The 17076-nt window shown below is 72.0% G+C and carries 19 protein-coding genes and 1 pseudogene; 18 read left to right on the plus strand and 2 right to left on the minus strand.

Going from position 1 to position 17076, the window contains the following annotated elements:
* Positions 1-148 precede the first annotated feature (148 nt).
* The 11 genes from NUH29_RS14310 to NUH29_RS14360 all read left to right on the plus strand — a co-directional run bounded on the left by NUH29_RS14310 (position 149) and on the right by NUH29_RS14360 (position 10403).
* Positions 149-1345 (plus strand): substrate-binding domain-containing protein, encoded by a 1197-nt coding sequence (locus NUH29_RS14310; RefSeq protein ID WP_258799939.1) that lies wholly within the window; start codon positions 149-151, stop codon positions 1343-1345.
* Positions 1346-1423: 78 nt separating this feature from the next.
* Entirely contained in the window at positions 1424-2179 is a 756-nt protein-coding gene (locus tag NUH29_RS14315; RefSeq protein WP_258799940.1) for an ABC transporter ATP-binding protein, read from the plus strand.
* Entirely contained in the window at positions 2176-2904 is a 729-nt protein-coding gene (locus NUH29_RS14320; RefSeq protein WP_258799941.1) for an ABC transporter ATP-binding protein, read from the plus strand. Before NUH29_RS14315 ends, NUH29_RS14320 begins: the two co-directional genes overlap by 4 nt.
* The gene (locus NUH29_RS14325) at positions 2901-3779 is read left to right on the plus strand and encodes a branched-chain amino acid ABC transporter permease (protein ID WP_258799942.1); all 879 of its coding nucleotides are present in this window, start codon (positions 2901-2903) and stop codon (positions 3777-3779) included. The genes NUH29_RS14320 and NUH29_RS14325 overlap by 4 nt, the downstream gene beginning before the upstream one ends.
* Positions 3780-3814: 35 nt before the next feature.
* Entirely contained in the window at positions 3815-4888 is a 1074-nt protein-coding gene (locus NUH29_RS14330; protein ID WP_373317472.1) for a branched-chain amino acid ABC transporter permease, read from the plus strand.
* Positions 4885-6441 carry a class I adenylate-forming enzyme family protein gene (locus tag NUH29_RS14335; RefSeq protein ID WP_258799943.1) on the plus strand — a complete coding sequence of 519 codons (1557 nt, stop codon included), beginning with the start codon at positions 4885-4887 and terminating at the stop codon, positions 6439-6441. Before NUH29_RS14330 ends, NUH29_RS14335 begins: the two co-directional genes overlap by 4 nt.
* Positions 6438-7085: a TetR/AcrR family transcriptional regulator gene (locus NUH29_RS14340; RefSeq protein ID WP_258799944.1), complete on the plus strand. Its 648-nt coding sequence runs from the start codon at positions 6438-6440 to the stop codon at positions 7083-7085. The genes NUH29_RS14335 and NUH29_RS14340 overlap by 4 nt, the downstream gene beginning before the upstream one ends.
* Positions 7082-7825 carry a 3-hydroxybutyrate dehydrogenase gene (locus NUH29_RS14345; protein ID WP_258799945.1) on the plus strand — a complete coding sequence of 248 codons (744 nt, stop codon included), beginning with the start codon at positions 7082-7084 and terminating at the stop codon, positions 7823-7825. The genes NUH29_RS14340 and NUH29_RS14345 overlap by 4 nt, the downstream gene beginning before the upstream one ends.
* On the plus strand, positions 7822-8706 hold the full coding sequence (locus NUH29_RS14350; protein ID WP_258799946.1) for an alpha/beta hydrolase: 885 nt from the start codon (positions 7822-7824) through the stop codon (positions 8704-8706). The genes NUH29_RS14345 and NUH29_RS14350 overlap by 4 nt, the downstream gene beginning before the upstream one ends.
* Positions 8707-8718: 12 nt before the next feature.
* On the plus strand, positions 8719-9771 hold the full coding sequence (locus NUH29_RS14355; protein WP_258799947.1) for an alpha/beta hydrolase: 1053 nt from the start codon (positions 8719-8721) through the stop codon (positions 9769-9771).
* Positions 9772-9803: 32 nt separating this feature from the next.
* Positions 9804-10403, plus strand: a complete 600-nt coding sequence (locus NUH29_RS14360; RefSeq protein WP_258799949.1) for a GNAT family N-acetyltransferase — start codon at positions 9804-9806, stop codon at positions 10401-10403.
* 1 nt (position 10404) lies between these two features.
* Here NUH29_RS14360 and NUH29_RS14365 read toward each other — a convergent pair whose 3' ends face one another.
* Both NUH29_RS14365 and NUH29_RS14370 read right to left on the minus strand, forming a co-directional pair.
* Positions 10405-10767 (minus strand): hypothetical protein, encoded by a 363-nt coding sequence (locus tag NUH29_RS14365; RefSeq protein ID WP_258799951.1) that lies wholly within the window; start codon positions 10765-10767, stop codon positions 10405-10407.
* A 100-nt stretch (positions 10768-10867) separates the two neighbouring features.
* Positions 10868-11644: pseudogene (locus tag NUH29_RS14370) on the minus strand (low temperature requirement protein A); the annotation flags it as partial.
* Between the two features lie 81 nt (positions 11645-11725).
* On the opposite strand from NUH29_RS14370, the gene ispG reads away from it, so the two are divergent.
* The 7 genes from ispG to NUH29_RS14405 all read left to right on the plus strand — a co-directional run bounded on the left by ispG (position 11726) and on the right by NUH29_RS14405 (position 17072).
* Positions 11726-12859: a flavodoxin-dependent (E)-4-hydroxy-3-methylbut-2-enyl-diphosphate synthase gene (gene ispG / locus NUH29_RS14375; RefSeq protein WP_258799975.1), complete on the plus strand. Its 1134-nt coding sequence runs from the start codon at positions 11726-11728 to the stop codon at positions 12857-12859.
* Between the two features lie 109 nt (positions 12860-12968).
* Positions 12969-13208 (plus strand): hypothetical protein, encoded by a 240-nt coding sequence (locus NUH29_RS14380; RefSeq protein WP_258799953.1) that lies wholly within the window; start codon positions 12969-12971, stop codon positions 13206-13208.
* On the plus strand, positions 13198-13827 hold the full coding sequence (locus tag NUH29_RS14385) for a Clp protease N-terminal domain-containing protein (protein WP_258799954.1): 630 nt from the start codon (positions 13198-13200) through the stop codon (positions 13825-13827). The genes NUH29_RS14380 and NUH29_RS14385 overlap by 11 nt, the downstream gene beginning before the upstream one ends.
* On the plus strand, positions 13824-14807 hold the full coding sequence (locus NUH29_RS14390; RefSeq protein ID WP_258799956.1) for an ATP-binding cassette domain-containing protein: 984 nt from the start codon (positions 13824-13826) through the stop codon (positions 14805-14807). Before NUH29_RS14385 ends, NUH29_RS14390 begins: the two co-directional genes overlap by 4 nt.
* Positions 14804-15622 carry an ABC transporter permease gene (locus NUH29_RS14395; protein ID WP_373317471.1) on the plus strand — a complete coding sequence of 273 codons (819 nt, stop codon included), beginning with the start codon at positions 14804-14806 and terminating at the stop codon, positions 15620-15622. The genes NUH29_RS14390 and NUH29_RS14395 overlap by 4 nt, the downstream gene beginning before the upstream one ends.
* 207 nt (positions 15623-15829) lie before the next feature.
* Positions 15830-16495 carry a SipW-dependent-type signal peptide-containing protein gene (locus tag NUH29_RS14400; RefSeq protein ID WP_258799957.1) on the plus strand — a complete coding sequence of 222 codons (666 nt, stop codon included), beginning with the start codon at positions 15830-15832 and terminating at the stop codon, positions 16493-16495.
* A 13-nt stretch (positions 16496-16508) separates the two neighbouring features.
* Positions 16509-17072, plus strand: coding sequence for a signal peptidase I (locus tag NUH29_RS14405; RefSeq protein ID WP_258799958.1), 564 nt, complete (start codon positions 16509-16511; stop codon positions 17070-17072).
* Positions 17073-17076 lie beyond the last annotated feature (4 nt).

Raw genomic sequence — 17076 nt, forward strand, 5'->3', positions numbered from 1 at the left:
CCGCAGCACGCGTTCACAACCTCACGAGGAACTACAGCTAGAGCGCGCCGACTTGACACCCCGCTGAACCGCGCCTAGGTTTCTGATACCTGAATCACCTGTCAGGTCTTGCCCTCCTCCTATGACAGCAGGAAAGGTCCACATTCACATGCAGGCAACGAAGAAGTTCCTCGCAGCGACCGCGATCGGGGCAGCCGTGCTGGCCCTCGCGGGCTGCGCCCCCACCGCCGGAGGCGGCGACGCCGACGGCGGAGCCGACCTCGCAGCGGTCCCCGTCGCGGTCATCACCTCGACCTCCGGTCCCCTCGCCGCCTACGGCGAGACCTACGTCGAGGGGTTCAAGGCCGGTCTCGACTATGCGACCGACGGCACCGGCACGGTCGACGGCCGCGAGCTCGACATCTCCTACCTCGACGACGCCGGCGACGCCGACAAGGCCGTCTCCACCATGAAGGACGTCATCGGCCAGGGAACGCAGATCGTGCTCGGCACCGCGTCGTCCGGTGTCGCGCTCGCTCTCGCCGAGCAGGCCGCGCAGAACAAGATCCTCTACATCTCGGGACCCGCCGCCGCCGACGCCATCACCGGCGTCAACGAGTACACCTTCCGCTCCGGTCGGCAGACCTACCAGGACGTCGCCACCGCCGGCACGTTCATCGGCGACCCGGCCGGCAAGTCGGTGCTCGTGTTCGCGCAGGACACGGCCTTCGGTCAGGGCAACCTCGCGGGCGTCACCGCCGTGCTCGGCGGTCAGGGCGCCACGGTCTCGAGCGTGCTCGTGCCCGAGGATGCGACCGAGTTCACCCCCTTCGCGCAGCAGATCATCGACGCGCACCCCGACCTCGTGTTCGTGGCGTGGGCGGGAGCCACCTCCGGCTCGATGTGGGAGGCGCTCACCCAGCAGGGCGTCTTCGACGCCACCACGGTCGTCACCGGACTGGGCGACGTGGCCACCTACGGCGCATACGGATCGGCGAGCGAGTCGATCTCGTTCCTGAACCACTACTTCGCGGGTGCCGCGGACAACGACGTGAACCAGGCCATGATCGAGCGCCTCGAGGCCGCCGGCTCGGAGCCCGACCTCTTCTCGCCCGACGGCTTCAACGCGGCCATCATGCTCGTGCAGGCGGTCCGGGAGGGCGGCGACACCGTCGACGGCTACATCTCGGCACTCGAGGGCTTCACCTTCGACGGCCCGAAGGGCACCATCACGGTGCGCGCCGAGGACCACGCGATGATCCAGCCGATGTTCCAGGTCAAGCTCGTGAAGGACGGCGACGGATACGCGCCCGAGCTCGTCGAGACGATCGACGCGGACACGGTGGCACCTCCGGTCGCCGGCTGACCCGACGCCGGAGCGGGGCGTCACCCGCCCCGCTCCGGCGCAGATCGTCCCCGTCCCGATCCCGAAGGAACCCGCACCATGTCCCAGCCTCCGGCGCTCGACATCCGGAGCCTGCGCTACGCCATCGGCGGCGCGACCATCATCGACGACGTCACCTTCTCCGTCGCACCCGGCGAGATGCTCGGGGTGATCGGCCCCAACGGCGCCGGCAAGACGACGCTCTTCAACCTCATCTCGGGCATCGCGGTGGCCAGCTCGGGGACCATCACGCTCGACGGAGCGGATGTGACCTCCGCGCCCGTGCATCGCCGGGCCCGCGCCGGTCTCGGGCGCACCTTCCAGACCTCCAGCCTCTTCCCGGCGCTCAGCGTCGCCGAGAACGTCCGCCTCGCGGCGCAGGCCCGCCTGGGCGGCGCCCTCTCCGTCGTCCGGGCTCCCCGCGACTCCGACGCCGCGAGCGGGGTCGCCGCCGAGCGGCTCGCCGAGGTCGGGCTGGCGCACCATGCCGCCACGACGGCGGGGGTGCTGTCGCACGGCGACAAGCGCAAGCTCGAGATCGCGATGCTCCTCGCCGCCGATCCCGCCGTGATCCTGCTCGACGAGCCGATGGCCGGGGTGGCCTCCGGCGACGTCGCGGGACTCGGCCAGGTGATCCGCGACGTGCATCGCGCGGGGCGCACCGTGCTCATGGTCGAGCACCACCTCGACGTGCTGCTCGGGCTCGTCGACCGCGTCGCGGTCATGCACCACGGACGACTCCTCGCGATCGGCGAGCCGAGCGAGGTCGTCGCCGACCCCGCCGTGCAGGCGGCCTACCTCGGGGAGGCCGTGTGAGCGCCCCCGTCCTGGTCGTCGAGGGCCTCTCCGCGCGCATCGCGGGGCAGCAGGTCGTCGAGGACGTCAGCTTCGAGGTGCCGGCCCGCGGGGTCACGGCGCTGCTCGGCCGCAACGGCGTCGGCAAGACCTCGACCATCCGCGCCGTCCTCGGCCTCATCGAGCGTCGCGGGCTGGTCGAGCTCGCGGGGGAGCGCATCGACGCGCTCCCCACTCATCGCATCGTGCAGCGCGGCGTGGGCTACGTCCCGGAGGACCGCGAGGTGTTCGGCGGGCTCACGGTCGCCGAGAACCTCCGACTCGCCGAGCGCGGCTCCGATGCGACGGGACGCGAGCTCGTGCGCGAGCTGTTCCCCGACCTCGTGGAGCGGCAGGCGCAGAGCGCGGGCTCGCTCTCGGGCGGCCAGCAGCAGATGGTGTCGATCGCGCGGGCGCTCATCAACCGCAATGCGGTGCTGCTCGTCGACGAGCCCACGAAGGGACTCGCGCCGCTCATCGTGAAGGACGTCGCCGACGCGCTCGCGCGTGCGGCCGAGGCCGTGCCCATCCTGCTCGTCGAGCAGAACCTGCAGGTGGTGCGCCAGCTCGCCGAGACGGTCGTCGTGCTCGAGTCCGGGCGGGTCGTGCACCGCGGTCCCGCCGCCGAGCTGCTCGACGATCCGGATGCGACCACCAGGCTGCTCGGCGTGCACGCCGAGCCGGGCGCCGAGGAGGGGGAGCGATGAGTACGATCGTGTTGCTGCTCGTGACCGGGCTCGGCCTCGGCGCGCTGTACTTCCTCGTCGCGAGCGGTCTCTCCCTCATCTACGGCCTCATGGGTGTGCTCAACTTCGCCCACGGATCGTTCCTGACCCTCGGTGCGTTCGCCGGGTTCGAACTGGCGCGGCGCCTGGGCGGCGACTCCTGGCCGGCCCTCATCGCCTCCCTCGTGCTCGGCAGCGCCGTCGGCGCCCTGGCCGCGGCCCTCACCGAGCTGCTGCTCATCCGGCGCCTCTACGAGCGCCACATCGAGCAGGTGCTCGTGACCGTCGGCCTCTCGCTCGCGACCGTCGCGCTGTTCGAGGGCATCTGGGGCACCGACCCGATCTACGTCAGCGCCCCTGCCTGGTTCGGGCAGACCACCGAGCTCCTCGGCGCCCGCATCCCGAACGACCGCTTCGTGCTGATCGGGGTCGCGGCCCTCGTGCTGCTCGGCATCGTCGCCTTCCTGCGGTTCACGCGCTACGGCCTCATCATCCGGGCGGGCGTCGAGAACCGGCCGATGGTGACCGCGCTCGGCATCGACGTGCGTCGCGCCTTCACCGTCGTGTTCGCGATCGGCGGCGCCGCGGCCGGACTCGGGGGCGTGCTCGCCTCCCACTACTTCGGCTACGTCTCCGCGCAGCTGGGCGGCTCGCTGCTGATCTTCGCGTTCATCGTGACGGTGATCGGGGGGCTCGGATCCCTCTCCGGTGCGGCGATCGCCTCGGTGGTCGTCGCCGTGCTCCAGCAGTTCGCGAACTTCTACTGGGGCGTCGGCGACCTCGTCGTCGTGCTGCTGCTCGCGGGCGTGCTGCTGCTGCGGCCCGCCGGCATCCTCGGGAAGAAGGTGCACGCGTGACCGACGCACCCGCACCCGCGCGCCGCGCGGGCTGGATCCGGATCACCCGCGCGGGCTGGTTCCCGCTCGCGCTCGCGGTGGTCTTCGGGGCGGTCGCCGCCGTGCTGCCACTGCTGGCGATCGAGATCCCGGGCGTGCTGCCGGGGCCCACCTACCTGCCGGGCACCCTGCAGCTGCTCGCGCTGTGCCTCATCTTCGCGGCGCTCGCGCTCAGCTACCACCTGCTGTTCGGCACCGCGGGCATGCTGTCGTTCGGGCACGCGCTGTACTTCGCGCTGGGCGCCTACGGCCTCGGCGTGCTGCTGCAGCGCACCGATCTGGGCCTCGTGCCGGCGATCGCCATCGCGGTCGCGATCGCCACGGGGATCGCCCTCGCGCTCGGCGCCGTGAGCCTGCGGGTCGCCGGCATCTCGTTCGCCATGGTGACCCTCGCGTTCGCCCAGGCGGGCAGCGTGCTCGTGCGCCGCAACGCGTGGCTCACCGGGGGCGAGGAGGGGCTGCGCCTCGACACCCGCAACGTGCCCGAGTTCCTGATCGGCGTGCTCAACACCCGCAACGTGTACTGGGTCGCGCTCGTCGTGCTGCTCGCGGTCTTCCTCGTCGTCGTCTGGTTCGAGCGCTCGCGCGCCGGGCACGTCGCCGTCGCCTCGCGCGAGAACGAGCTGCGGGTGCGCGTGCTCGGCCTGCGGCCGTTCACGGTCAAGCTCCTCACCTTCGTCATCGCCTCGGCGCTCGCCGCGCTCACCGGCACGATCTACTTCGTGCTGCAGTCCGGCGCGACGCCGCGGGCAACCTCGGCGGACTTCACGCTGACCCTGCTCGTGATCGTCGTGCTCGGCGGGGTCGGGTCGCGCTGGGGCGCCGTGGTCGGGGCGTTCGTGTACACGCTGCTCGACCAGCGGCTCACCGCCTTCGCCGCCTCCGACGCGGTCGCGGGCCTGCCGGACGCACTGCGCATCCCGCTCTCGGAGCCGCTGTTCATCCTCGGCACCCTGTTCATCCTCGTGGTGCTCTTCCTGCCCGGGGGCATCGCCGGTACCGTGCGGAGGGCGTCGAGCGGTCGACGCGTCACGCGCGCCGCACGGGAGCGGCTGGAGGAGGCGGAATGACGGGCGTCGACGGGCTGCACACCCTCGGCCGCTGGCCGGCCGATCGCGCCGTCGCCACACCCGATCGGGTGGCCATCGACGACCGCGGCGTCGTGCTCAGCTACCGCGGCCTCGAGGAGCGCTCACGTGCCCTCGCGGCGGCGTTCCGCGCCGCGGGATACGGCGTCGGCGACCGCATCGCGACCCTCACCGGCAACAGCGCCGACCACGTCGTGCTGTTCTTCGCGTGCGCCAAGGCCGGACTCGTGCTCGTGCCGCTGTCCTGGCGGCTCTCGCCGGCGGAGCTCGCCCATCAGCTGCTGCACGCCGACCCGGCTCTGCTTCTCGTCGAGCAGGAGTTCGACGCCCTCGCCGACGACGCGCTCGCCCGCATGGCGGTGCAGGTGCCGCGCGATCGGCTCGGTCTCGACGGGGTCGAGGGCGAGGTTCCGGTACCGCACCGCCGCGGAACGGCGCCCGAGCAGCGCGCGGTGCGCGACGACGACGCGCTCCTGATCGTCTTCACCTCCGGCACCCTCGACCAGCCGAAGGGCGCGATCCTCACCCATGCCAACTGCTTCTGGACGAACCTGTCGCTCTCGCGGATCGCAGGTCTCGGGAGCGCGGACGTCGTGCTCGCCGTCATGCCGCAGTACCACGTGGGCGGGTGGAACATCCAGCCGCTCCTCGCGTGGTGGGTGGGTGCGACCGTCGTGCTCGAGCGCACCTTCGACGCGGGTCGCGCCCTGCAGCTCATCGCCGACCGGCGCATCACCACGATGATGGGCGTCCCCGCGAACTACCGCTTCCTCGCCCTGCACCCCGACTTCGCAGCGGCCGACCTGACGAGCCTCGAGCACGCGATCGTGGGCGGCGCGCCCATGCCCGAGGCGCTGCTCAAGATCTGGCATGCGCGCGGTGTGGCGCTCTCGCAGGGCTACGGCCTGACCGAGGCGTCCCCGAACGTGCTGTGCCTGCCCGACGAGGACGCGCGCACGCGCCTCGGCTCCGCGGGCAAGCCGTATCCGCACGTCGAGGTGCAGGTGGCCGACCCCGCGACGGGGGAGCGCCTCGAGGGCGCGGCGACCGGTGAGCTGCTCGTGCGCGGTCCCGGGGTCTTCGCGGGCTACTTCCGCGCCCCCGAGGCCACCGCCCGCACCGTCATCGACGGCTGGCTCCACACCGGCGACCTCGTCGAGCGGGACGGGAGCGGGTACTTCCGCGTCATCGACCGGATCAAGGACGTCTTCATCACCGGCGGCGAGACGGTCGCGCCCGCCGAGATCGAGGCGGTGCTGCTCGAGCATCCGGCGGTCGCCGAGGCGTGCGTGGTCGGCGTCCCCGACGAGACCTGGGGCGAGGTGCCGGTCGCGTGGATCGTGCCGGCGCGAGGCGCTCTCGTCGACGACGACGAGGTCATCGCCCACTGCGCGGCCTCGCTGGCGCGCTTCAAGGTGCCCACGCAGCTGCGCCTCGTGCCCCAGCTGCCGCGCACCTCGAACAGCAAGGTCAAGCGCCGAGAACTGCTCGATCGCTGGCTCGCCGAGCACATCCCGACGGAAGGCGCACGATGACCATCCAACCCGCCACCGCACGCGGCGAGCGCACGCGCGCCAAGCTGCTGGCCGCCGCCGAGACCGTGTTCTCCGCGCACGGCTACGCCGACGCCTCGATCAGCCGCATCACGGATGAGGCGGGCGTCGGTCAGGGCACGTTCTACCTCTACTTCGCGAGCAAGCTCGAGATCTTCGAGGAGCTCGTCGACGACCTCAACCGCCGGGTGCGCCACGCCATGACCGAGGCGGGCGAGGGCGCGCGCGACCGGATCGAGGCCGAGCGGGCGGGGTTCCGCGCCTTCTTCCGGTTCACGGCGGAGCATCCGGCCCTCTACCGCATCGTGCGCGAGGCCGAGCTGGTGAGCCCCCGTGCGCTGCGACTGCACTACACGCGAATCGTCGAGGGCTACATCGGGGCGCTCAGCACCGCGCGGGCCGCCGGGGAGATCGGCGACATCGACCCGACCGTGGCCGCGTGGGCGCTCATGGGCATCGGCGAGATGATCGGCATGCGCTGGGTGCTGTGGGGCGCCGGCGAGGTCGGCGACGACGCCGACCCGATGGCGAGCGGCACCTCCGAGGTGCCCGACGAGGTCTTCGAGCAGATGATGCGGTTCATCGAGGGCGCGCTGCGCCCGCCGCGGGAGGAGGGGGACGCATGAGCCTCGACGGACGCAGGGCCGTCGTCACCGGCGGTGCGAGCGGGATCGGTGCCGCGACGGCACGCGCGCTCGCCGCGCAGGGGGCGCACGTCGTCATCGCCGACCTCGACGGGAGCGCGGCCGCCGCGGTCGCCGCCGAGCTCGGCGGCGAGGCGTGGCAGGTCGACCTCGGCGACACGGCCGCGCTCGACGGCCTCGTGCTCGAGGCCGACATCCTGGTCAACAACGCCGGCATCCAGCGGGTGGCGCCGATCGTCGACTTCGACCCGGCGGCCTTCCGCGCGATCCAGCGGATCATGGTCGAGGCGCCGTTCCTGCTGATCCGCGCCAGCCTCCCGCACATGTACGCGCGCGGCTGGGGTCGCGTCGTCAACATCTCCTCGGTGCACGGGCTGCGCGCGTCGGCCTTCAAGTCCGCCTACGTGACGGCGAAGCACGCGCTCGAGGGGCTGTCGAAGGTGACCGCGCTGGAGGGCGCGCCGCACGGGGTGACCAGCAACTGCGTGAACCCCGGCTACGTGCGCACCCCGCTCGTCGAGAAGCAGATCGCCGACCAGGCGGCGGTGCACGGCATCCCGGAGTCGGAGGTCGTCGAGAAGGTCATGCTGACCGAGGCGGCCGTCAAGCGCCTGCTCGAGCCCGAAGAGGTGGCCGACCTCGTGGTGTGGCTCTGCGGTGCCAGCTCGGGCATGGTCACCGGGGCGTCCTACGTCATGGACGGCGGGTGGTCGGCGCGATGAGCGGATACGCACCGGTGCGCGCCTCGGTGCGCGGCGGAGAGCTGCGCGGCGCCGTCTGGGAGCCGGCGGGGGAGGCGCGCGCCACGGTGCTGGCGGTGCACGGGATCACCTCCTCGCACCTCGCCTGGCGCTGGCTCGCCGACGCGCTCCCCGACGTGCGGATCATCGCGCCCGACCTGCGCGGGCGCGGGGGCAGCCGCGAGCTGCCCGGACCCTGGGGCATGGCGCAGCACGCCGAGGACTGCCTCGTACTGCTCGACGAGGTCGGGGCCGGCCCCGTGGTCGCCCTGGGGCACTCGATGGGCGCCTTCGCCGTGGGCGCGCTCACGGCCCTCGCCCCGGAACGCATCACGGGTGTCGTCTTCATCGACGGCGGACTGCCGCTGCCGCAGCCGGAGGGCGTCGACCCGGCCGACGTGCCCGCGGCGCTCATCGGCCCCGCGGCCGCGCGGCTCTCGGCCGTGTACGCGTCGCCGGAGGAGTACCGCGGGTTCTGGCGTGCGCATCCGGCCTTCGCGGGCGTCGACGACCCCCGCCTCGACGCGTACGCGGACTACGACCTGCGGGGGAGCGCACCCGAGCTGCGCCCGACCGGCCGGGTCGAGGCCGTGGCGCAGGACTCCCTCGAGCTGCAAGACGAGGACCCGATCCTCGCCCGCCTGCGCGGGCTGCCCGCCATCCCGTTCCTCCGCGCCGAGCGCGGCCTGCTCGACGAGGTGCCGCCGCTCTACCCCGAACCGCGGCTCGACCGCTGGATGCGCGAGCTGCCGGCGCTCGAGGTGCACCGGATCGCCGACGTGAACCACTACACGATCCTCATGAGCGACGACGGCGTGCGCGCCCTGCTGCCCGTGATCACCCGAGCCATCGACCCCCGCTAGACAGGAGCACCCATGGTCCAGACCGTGTTCGACGGGATCACCTCCCACCGCATCCGCACCCCGCGCCTCACCGCGGGCGTGCTCGAACGACCCGGGGACGACGGCGGCCCCGTCGCCGTCTTCGTGCACGGCAACGTGTCGTCGTCGCTCTTCTGGCAGCCGACGATGCTCGCGCTGCCCGCACGGGTGCGCGCCCTTGCGATCGACCTGCGCGGATTCGGCGACTCCGACACGCTGCCGGTGGATGCGACCCGCGGCGTGCGCGACTTCTCGGACGACGTCGCGAGCGTGCTCGACGAGCTCGGCACCGGCCCCGCGCACATCGTCGGCTGGAGCATGGGCGGAGGCGTGGTGATGCAGCTCCTCATCGACCGGCCCGAGCTGGTGGCGTCGCTCACCCTCATCTCGCCGGTCTCGCCCTACGGTTTCGGCGGAACGGATGCCGAGGGGCGCGTCCTCGACGCCGGGGAACCGGGCGTGGGCGGCGGGGGAGCGAACCCCGACTTCGTGCAGCGGTTGCAGGACGGGGACCGCGGCGACGAGTCGCCCGCCTCCCCGCGGAACGTGCTGCGCACGGCCTACGTCGCTGATCCGGCCTCGGCGGCCGAGTTCGAGGACGTCTGGGTGGAGTCGATGCTGTCGACCCGCACCGGGGTCGACAACTACCCGGGTGACGGCTCGACGACGAGCGCCTGGCCGGGCTTCGGCCCCGGCACGCGCGGGGTGCTCAACACCATGGCACCGCGATACTTCGACACCACCGGCATCGTCGACGTCGCCGCGAAGCCGCCGGTGCTCTGGGTGCACGGGCTGCAGGACGCCATCGTCTCGGACGCGTCGTTCTTCGACCTCAACCAGCTCGGCGCCCTCGGGGTCGTACCGGGGTGGCCGGGTGCGGACCTCGCTCCGGCGCAGCCGATGGTGACGCAGACCCGCACCGTGCTCGACCGTTACGCGGCGGCCGGAGGCGAGGTCCGCGAGCTCGCCCTCGACGGCTGCGGGCACTCCGCGCACCTGGAGGCGCCCGGGCCGTTCCGCGACGCCCTGGAGGCGCTCATCGCCTAGCCGGTGTCGGCGCGCGGTGGCAGGATGCGGCCATGGCCGACGACATCCGGGTGATCCCCGCGAACGAGGCGAGCTGGGAGCAGCTGCAGACGGTGTTCGGGCTGCGGGGCGAGGCCGCGGCGTGCCAGTGCCAATGGTTCTTCGCCCGCGACCGGGAGTTCTCGTCGATGCCGCGCGAGGAGCGCGCGGAGCGGTTCCGCGCCCAGACCGCCTGCGGCGATCCGGGGGCCGAGCACACGAGCGGGCTCGTGGCGTTCCTCGGCGACGAGCCGGTCGGCTGGTGCGCGGTCGAGCCGCGCTCGCAGTACGTGCGCCTGGCCCGCACCCGGGTCCCGTGGTCGGGGCGCGACGAGGATCCGCTCGACGACGGGGTGTGGGCGATCGTCTGCTTCGCCGTGCGCGTCGGGTACCGCCGACAGGGGGTGAGCACCGCCCTCGCGGTCGCGGCCCTCGAGCATGCCCGAGCGAACGGCGCTCGCGCGGTCGAGGGCTACCCCAAGGAGCTGGCGCCCGGCAAGGAGGAGATCTGGGGCGAGCTCTACGTGGGCACCCCCGGCATGTTCGAGGCGGCCGGGATGCACGTCGTCTCGCGACCCACCCTCCGCCGCCTCGTGATGCGTCGCGACTTCTGAATCAGGCGCCGAGTTCGCCGAGGCGCGCCTGCTGGTGGCGGTGACCGATCGTCTCGAATCCGACGATCACCGCGACCGGTGCGGCGACGACCAGCCCCAACCACGCCCACAGGGGCGCGCCGCCGCCGGCGGCGCCGACGGAGGCCGCCAGCAGCGCCAGCGCGGTGGCGACGAGCAGCAGGTGGAAGGTGTCGAAGGCGCCCATGAGGAGCGAGTACTGCGTGAAGATCGCCAGCAGGAGGGCGGCGACGGGGATCGCGACGGCCGCGGCGACTGCGGTGGTGTCGAGCTCCGCGTGGCCTTCGCTCGCGAGTGCGGCCACATCGAGTCCGGCGCCGACGGCCACCAGGCATCCGAAGACCACGATGTGCCCGTACCCCCAGGGGAATCCGCGCGCGGTAGCGGGTGAGGACGCGGGCGGCGGGCACCGTGAAGTACACCCACCAGAGCGCGAACGCGAGCGAGGTTCCTGCGAACGCGACCAACCCGGCGTCGAGCGTCCATCCGGACTCCTGGACGACGGCCGAGATCGTCGACGCCGTTCCGAGCACCACCTCGCCGAGGGTGATGATCACCAGCAACCCGTAGCGTTCGGCGACGTGATGCGGATGCCAGGGTGTGCCCGCACCGACCCGCTCGGCCACGATCGGGCCGGTCAGCTCGACGAGGTAGAGCAGGATCGTCACCGGCACCGCGGCCGCGAGGGGAAGGTGCAGGAACGCGACGGCCACCCATCCGCACTGGGCGACGACCAGGGCGCAGGAGAACACGATCGCCGGGCGTCGGTGTGTCGGATCCTGCACGGCGACCCTGATCCACAGGGGGAGCAGCCCGAGCCGCATGACGACGTAGCCGAGCACCACGACGGTGTTGTCGAGCGTGCCCTCCTCCATCGAACGGAACACGTCGGGGATCCCGAGCGCGATGAAGATGACGCCGACCATCTGGACGAGCGTCATGAGCCGCACGAACCAGTCGTCGGTGTCGAACGCGGAGGCCCACCAGGTGTAGTTGATCCACCCCCAGCTCACGGCGAACGTCGCGAATGCGAACGCGAGCAGTCCGTCCGCCGCGTGCCCCTCGGCGATGGCGTGGGCGAGGCCGCTCGACGACGCCCCGAAAGCGATGACGAAGGTGAGGTCGTAGAGCAGCTCGAGCGTCGTGGCGGTGCGGTGGCGCTCGTCCGGATCGCGACCCGTGATGCGGCGCAGGTGGTGGTGGAGGCTCGCGGGGCTGCTCACCCCGTGAGGCTAGCGCGTCGCGTCCGGGCGAGGCAGGGCGCGCGGAACTAGGCTGGAGTCGTGCCTGCAGTGAACATCGGGATGCCCAAGCCTCCGCCCGAGGTGCTGGCTCCCCGTCGCAAGTCCCGTCAGATCAAGGTCGGCAAGGTGCTCGTGGGCGGCGACGCCCCGGTGAGCGTGCAGTCGATGACGACGACGCCGACCACCAACATCAACGCGACGCTGCAGCAGATCGCGGAGCTGACGGCATCCGGCTGCGACATCGTGCGCGTCGCGGTGCCGAGTCAGGACGACGCGGATGTTCTGCACATCATCGCGAAGAAGAGCCAGATCCCGGTCATCGCCGACATCCACTTCCAGCCGAAGTACGTCTTCCAGGCGATCGACGCGGGGTGCGCGGCGGTGCGCGTGAACCCCGGCAACATCCGTCAGTTCGACGACAAGGTGGGCGAGATCGCGGCGGCCGCGAAGGCGGCGGGTGTCTCGCTGCGCATCGGCGTCAATGCGGGTTCCCTCGACAAGCGCCTGCTCGAGAAGTACGGCAAGGCCACCCCCGAAGCGCTCGTCGAGAGCGCGGTGTGGGAGGCGAGCCTCTTCGAGGAGCACGACTTCCACGACTTCAAGATCTCGGTCAAGCACAACGACCCGATCGTGATGGTGAAGGCGTACCGCCTGCTCGCCGAGCGCGGCGACTGGCCGCTGCACCTCGGCGTGACCGAGGCCGGTCCCGCCTTCCAGGGCACGATCAAGTCGGCGACCGCGTTCGGCATCCTGCTGTCGGAGGGCATCGGCGACACCATCCGCGTCTCGCTCTCGGCGCCGCCCGCCGAGGAGGTCAAGGTGGGTCTGCAGATCCTGCAGTCGCTGAACCTGCGCGAGCGCAAGCTCGAGATCGTCTCGTGCCCGTCGTGCGGCCGCGCCCAGGTCGACGTCTACACCCTCGCCGACTCGGTCACCGAGGGTCTCAAGAACGTGGCCGTGCCGCTGCGCGTCGCGGTCATGGGATGCGTCGTCAACGGCCCCGGCGAGGCGCGCGAGGCCGACCTCGGGGTGGCCTCCGGCAACGGCAAGGGCCAGATCTTCGTGAAGGGCGAGGTCATCAAGACCGTCCCCGAGGCGGAGATCGTCGAGACGCTCATCGCCGAGGCGCGGCGCCTCGCCGACGAGATGGGCGAGGACGCCCCCGTCGGGGAGCCGGTCGTCGTCACGAGCTGAGGTCGTCCGACCTCCTGGCGGCATCGTGCCGCCGCTTTTCGTCGCGCCCGGACGACGGGGTGAGCAACACAAGTTGCTTAACTCGGAATAGGCAACTACAGTTGCTTGCGTGAACCCCGGACCCGTCTCGCCCGACGATCCCATCGCCGACGATCTCGCGGCCGTCGTCGCCCTCCGCTCGCTCGCGGATCAGCTCGAGGACTCCGCCGTCGAACGCGCGCTCCGCGAGGGCTGGGGGTGGGGGCAGATCGCCGAAGCGCTCGGCGTCACCCGTCAGGCGGTGCACAAGAAGCACCTCGCCCGCCTCGCCGGAACCGATATCGACCTGAGGAGACGCAATGTCCGTTGAGCACGAGGGCGGCGACGCCAACCGCGCCGCGAGCGAGCGCGCGGCGCGCGCGCACGCCGACGCATCCGACCGCGCCGCCCGCAACGCCCAGCGCGCCAACGGCTTCGAGCAGCAGGCCCTCCGCGCCCACCTGCAGCCCATGATGGGCGTCGCGATGATGGAGGCCTCCAACCGGGGCAGCGCGACGGTCGAGGCGGAGCACGTGCTGCTCGGGTTCCTCTTCGACAAGACGAGCTCCGCCACCACCGTGCTCGCCGAGCACGGGCTCGACTACGACTCGTTCAGCGACGCCCTGGCCGCCGAGCGCGAGCGCACCCTCGCCGCGGTCGGCGTGGTGGCCCCGTCGCCGGAGCGATTGGCCTCCACCCCCCGGGCACGGGGGCGCGGTCCCCGATTCGGCGCCTCGTCGCGCGAGGTGTGGGACCGCACGATGCGGCGCGTCAAGGCGCGCGGCGGCGGGCGGCCGACCCTCACCCACGCGGATTTCATCATCGGCATCCTGAGCGCCGAACTCGGCACCGTGCCGCGCGCGCTCCTGCAGGCGGGCATCGACCGCCGACCCCTCATCGACGCCCTCGAGGCGACCATCCCCCTCTCCCGGAAGGAACGCATCTCATGATCACCGGACCGGCCATCGAGGCCGAGGGCCTCGTCAAGGTATTCGGCACCAACCGCGCGGTCGACGGCGTCGACCTGCGCGTCGAGCAGGGCGCCGTCTACGGCGTGCTCGGCCCCAACGGCGCCGGCAAGACCACGACCATCTCGATGCTCGCCACGTTGCTGCGCCCGGAAGCCGGCGCCGCCCGCATCTTCGGCCACGACGTCGTCGCGGAGCCCAACGTCGTGCGTCAGCTCATCGGCGTCACGGGCCAGTACGCCTCCGTCGACGAGAAGGTCTCGGGACTCGAGAACATGATCGTCTTCGGGCGGCTGCTCGGGCTCTCGCATCGCGAGGCGAAGCGCAAGGGGCTCGAGCTGCTCGAGTCGTTCGGTCTCGCCGATGCGGCCAAGCGCCCGGTCGGCAAGTACTCCGGGGGCATGCGCCGCCGGCTCGATCTCGCCTCGAGCCTCATCTCGCAGCCGCCGCTCATCTTCCTCGACGAGCCGACCACGGGGCTCGACCCCCGCACCCGCGGCCAGATGTGGGACGTGATCCGCGGGCTCGTCGAGGGCGGATCGACCGTGCTGCTGACGACCCAGTACCTCGACGAGGCCGACCAGCTGGCCGACCGCATCGCGGTCATCGATCGCGGCAAGGTGGTGGCCGAGGGCACCGCCGACGAGCTCAAGGGCATGGTCGGCACGTCGTCCCTGCTGCTGCGGGTCGCGGATGCGGCGCAGACCCTCGTGGCGGTCGCGGCGGTCGAGCAGGTGCTCGGCACCACCGCGACCGTCACCCCCGAGGCGGCGCGGGTGACCGCGCCGATGACCGACCCCGAGCGCGTCACCGACCTGCTCATCCGCCTGCGCGAGCAGGGCATCCGCCTCGACGAGATCAGCGTGCAGAAGCCGACGCTCGACGAGGTCTTCCTGACCATCACCGGCCACACCGCGGAGACCGCGGACGAGGCCGCAGAGGACGAGGAGGTGGCGGCGTGACCGCCCTCATCGAGACCCGGCCGGCGGTCTTCCCGACCCAGCTGACCAAGCACATCGGCCTGCGCGACACCGTGTCGCAGACCTTCACCATGGCCTACCGCGCGCTCATCCGGCTGCGCCGCACCCCCGAGCAGTGGGCGGACGTGCTGCTCATGCCGTTCATCTTCACCTTCATGTTCGCGTTCCTGTTCGGGGGCGCGATCGCCGGGAGCGTGAGCGACTACCTGCCCGCACTCATCCCCGCGATCATCGTGCAGGGGGTCGTGCAGGCGAGCGTCGTCACCGGCACCCAGCTGCGGGAGGACATGGACACGGGCGTCTTCGACCGGTTCCGCTCGCTGCCGATGGCGCGCATCGCGCCGCTCGCGGGTGCTCTCATGACCGACACCATCCGCTACGCCGCGATCACGGCCCTCACGATGCTCGTCGGCGCGCTGATCGGCTGGCGGCCGGGCGGCGGCTGGGGGATCGTGCTCGCCGGGTTGCTCGTCATCGTGACGGCCTGGGCGGTGAGCTGGATCTGGGCGCTGCTCGGCGTGACGGCGCGCACCGCCGGCACCGTGCAGGGCATCGCGATGCTCATCATGATGCCGCTCACCTTCTTCTCGAACGCCTTCGTGCCCACCTCGACGCTGCCCGACTGGCTGCGCCCCGTCGCCGACGCCAACCCGGTCTCGCATCTCATCACGGCCGTCCGCGAGCTCACGATCAGCGGAACGGTCGGCTGGGACGTGCTGTGGACGCTGATCGGAGCGGTCGTGATCGTCGCGGTCTTCGCGCCGCTGACGGTGCGCGCCTACATCCGGAAAGCCTGACCTCACCCGAGCGGCATGGACGACCGTCGTCGTCCATGCCGCTCGCGGCATGCTGCGACGCACCGATCTCGATGCAACGCCGGGGCCCCCGGAGTGGGGGTGGAACGCTCTGTGGTCGAGGAGTGGACTGGCCCGCACTGGATCAGGGCAAGGGTGCCCGAAACCAGGCACCCGGCTCTGACCCCGAAAGGGATCAGGAGGAACATCATGTCCGGAATCCGAGTCGACGCGCGGCGCGCGCGCACTCGCAACAAGGCCCTCGCCCTCGCCGCCGCGGGGGTCGTCCTCTCAGCCGGGATCGCCGTCCCGTCGCTCGCGGCGTGGACCGACGAGGAGTGGGTCACGGGTGGTGTCGGGAACGTCCCGGGCATCACCGCCTCGAGCTTCGAGGTGCAGCAGTTCGCCGAGGGCGACACCGTCTGGGGCGACTACGAGACCCAGCCGGAGGCGAACGTCATCGACTTCAGCGCGCAGGCCGCGAGCCTGACCCCGGGCGACACCGTCTACGGCTACGTGCGACTGCGGGTCGTGGCAGGCTCCCTCGGCGGCACGCTGTCGCTCGGGGCGGACACGGTGGTCACCACCTCGACCCTGTCCGAGGCGCTCACCTACAGCGCACGGGTGATGGACGCGGTCTCGACCTGCAACGCCACGGACTACGCGGCAACGGGTTCGGAGCTGCAGCCCTCGGGGGCGCTCGACGCCGCCACCGCCGGCACGTTCAGCCTCGCCGCGGCACCGGATGCGGTGACCCCCGGCACCGAGCAGGTGGTCTGCTTCGCGATCACCTTCCCGTCGTCGTTCTCGGGCGACACGGCTCTGCAGGGCCAGACCGCGACGCCGGTCTGGCACTTCGACGCCGTCTCCGTCTGACCCGGACACGGGCATGTCACTCCAGACATCCGCCGCCCCGACCGTCGCGACACGCGTCGGTCGGGGCGACCGGGGGCGGTCGCGACGGCTGCTGACCGGCATCGTGTTCGGCGTCGCCGGCGCACTCGGACTGCTCGTGCTGCTGGCGGCGCTCGCACCGCTCGTGGGCCTGCGGTTGGTGGTGCTCGAGACGGGGTCGATGTCGCCCGACCACCCCGCGGGATCGGTGCTGCTCGACCGGGACGTCGCGGCGACCGAGGTGGGGCCCGGTGACATCGTCACGGTCACGCGCCCCGACGGCACCCCGGTGACCCATCGCGTGGTGACCGTCTCGCGCGCCGGTGCGGGCGCCGCCCTCGTGCTCCAGGGCGACGCGAACGGGCAACCGGATGCGACCCCGTATCTGGTGACGCGTGTGGGCCTCGTCGTCGGCGGGCTGCCGTGGGGCGGGGCGCTGTTCGCGCTGGCATCCTCGCCGGGTGCCGTCCCCGTGCTCGCGGCGGCCGTCAGCCTGCTCGTGCTCTGGGCGTGGTGGCCCGTCCGCCCCGCTCCCGCCCATCGGAACAGGGAGGCATGACCCG

Source organism: Protaetiibacter mangrovi, from assembly GCF_024752305.1.
In the GTDB taxonomy this organism is placed as follows: domain Bacteria; phylum Actinomycetota; class Actinomycetes; order Actinomycetales; family Microbacteriaceae; genus Homoserinibacter; species Homoserinibacter mangrovi.

Coding starts and splice junctions, on each gene's coding strand:
- NUH29_RS14310 (WP_258799939.1), top strand. CDS start 149: ATGCAGGCAACGAAGAAGTTCCTCGCAGCGACCGCGATCGGGGCAGCC.
- NUH29_RS14315 (WP_258799940.1), top strand. CDS start 1,424: ATGTCCCAGCCTCCGGCGCTCGACATCCGGAGCCTGCGCTACGCCATC.
- NUH29_RS14325 (WP_258799942.1), top strand. CDS start 2,901: ATGAGTACGATCGTGTTGCTGCTCGTGACCGGGCTCGGCCTCGGCGCG.
- NUH29_RS14335 (WP_258799943.1), top strand. CDS start 4,885: ATGACGGGCGTCGACGGGCTGCACACCCTCGGCCGCTGGCCGGCCGAT.
- NUH29_RS14340 (WP_258799944.1), top strand. CDS start 6,438: ATGACCATCCAACCCGCCACCGCACGCGGCGAGCGCACGCGCGCCAAG.
- NUH29_RS14345 (WP_258799945.1), top strand. CDS start 7,082: ATGAGCCTCGACGGACGCAGGGCCGTCGTCACCGGCGGTGCGAGCGGG.
- NUH29_RS14350 (WP_258799946.1), top strand. CDS start 7,822: ATGAGCGGATACGCACCGGTGCGCGCCTCGGTGCGCGGCGGAGAGCTG.
- NUH29_RS14355 (WP_258799947.1), top strand. CDS start 8,719: ATGGTCCAGACCGTGTTCGACGGGATCACCTCCCACCGCATCCGCACC.
- NUH29_RS14360 (WP_258799949.1), top strand. CDS start 9,804: ATGGCCGACGACATCCGGGTGATCCCCGCGAACGAGGCGAGCTGGGAG.
- ispG (WP_258799975.1), top strand. CDS start 11,726: ATGCCCAAGCCTCCGCCCGAGGTGCTGGCTCCCCGTCGCAAGTCCCGT.
- NUH29_RS14385 (WP_258799954.1), top strand. CDS start 13,198: ATGTCCGTTGAGCACGAGGGCGGCGACGCCAACCGCGCCGCGAGCGAG.
- NUH29_RS14390 (WP_258799956.1), top strand. CDS start 13,824: ATGATCACCGGACCGGCCATCGAGGCCGAGGGCCTCGTCAAGGTATTC.
- NUH29_RS14400 (WP_258799957.1), top strand. CDS start 15,830: ATGTCCGGAATCCGAGTCGACGCGCGGCGCGCGCGCACTCGCAACAAG.
- NUH29_RS14405 (WP_258799958.1), top strand. CDS start 16,509: ATGTCACTCCAGACATCCGCCGCCCCGACCGTCGCGACACGCGTCGGT.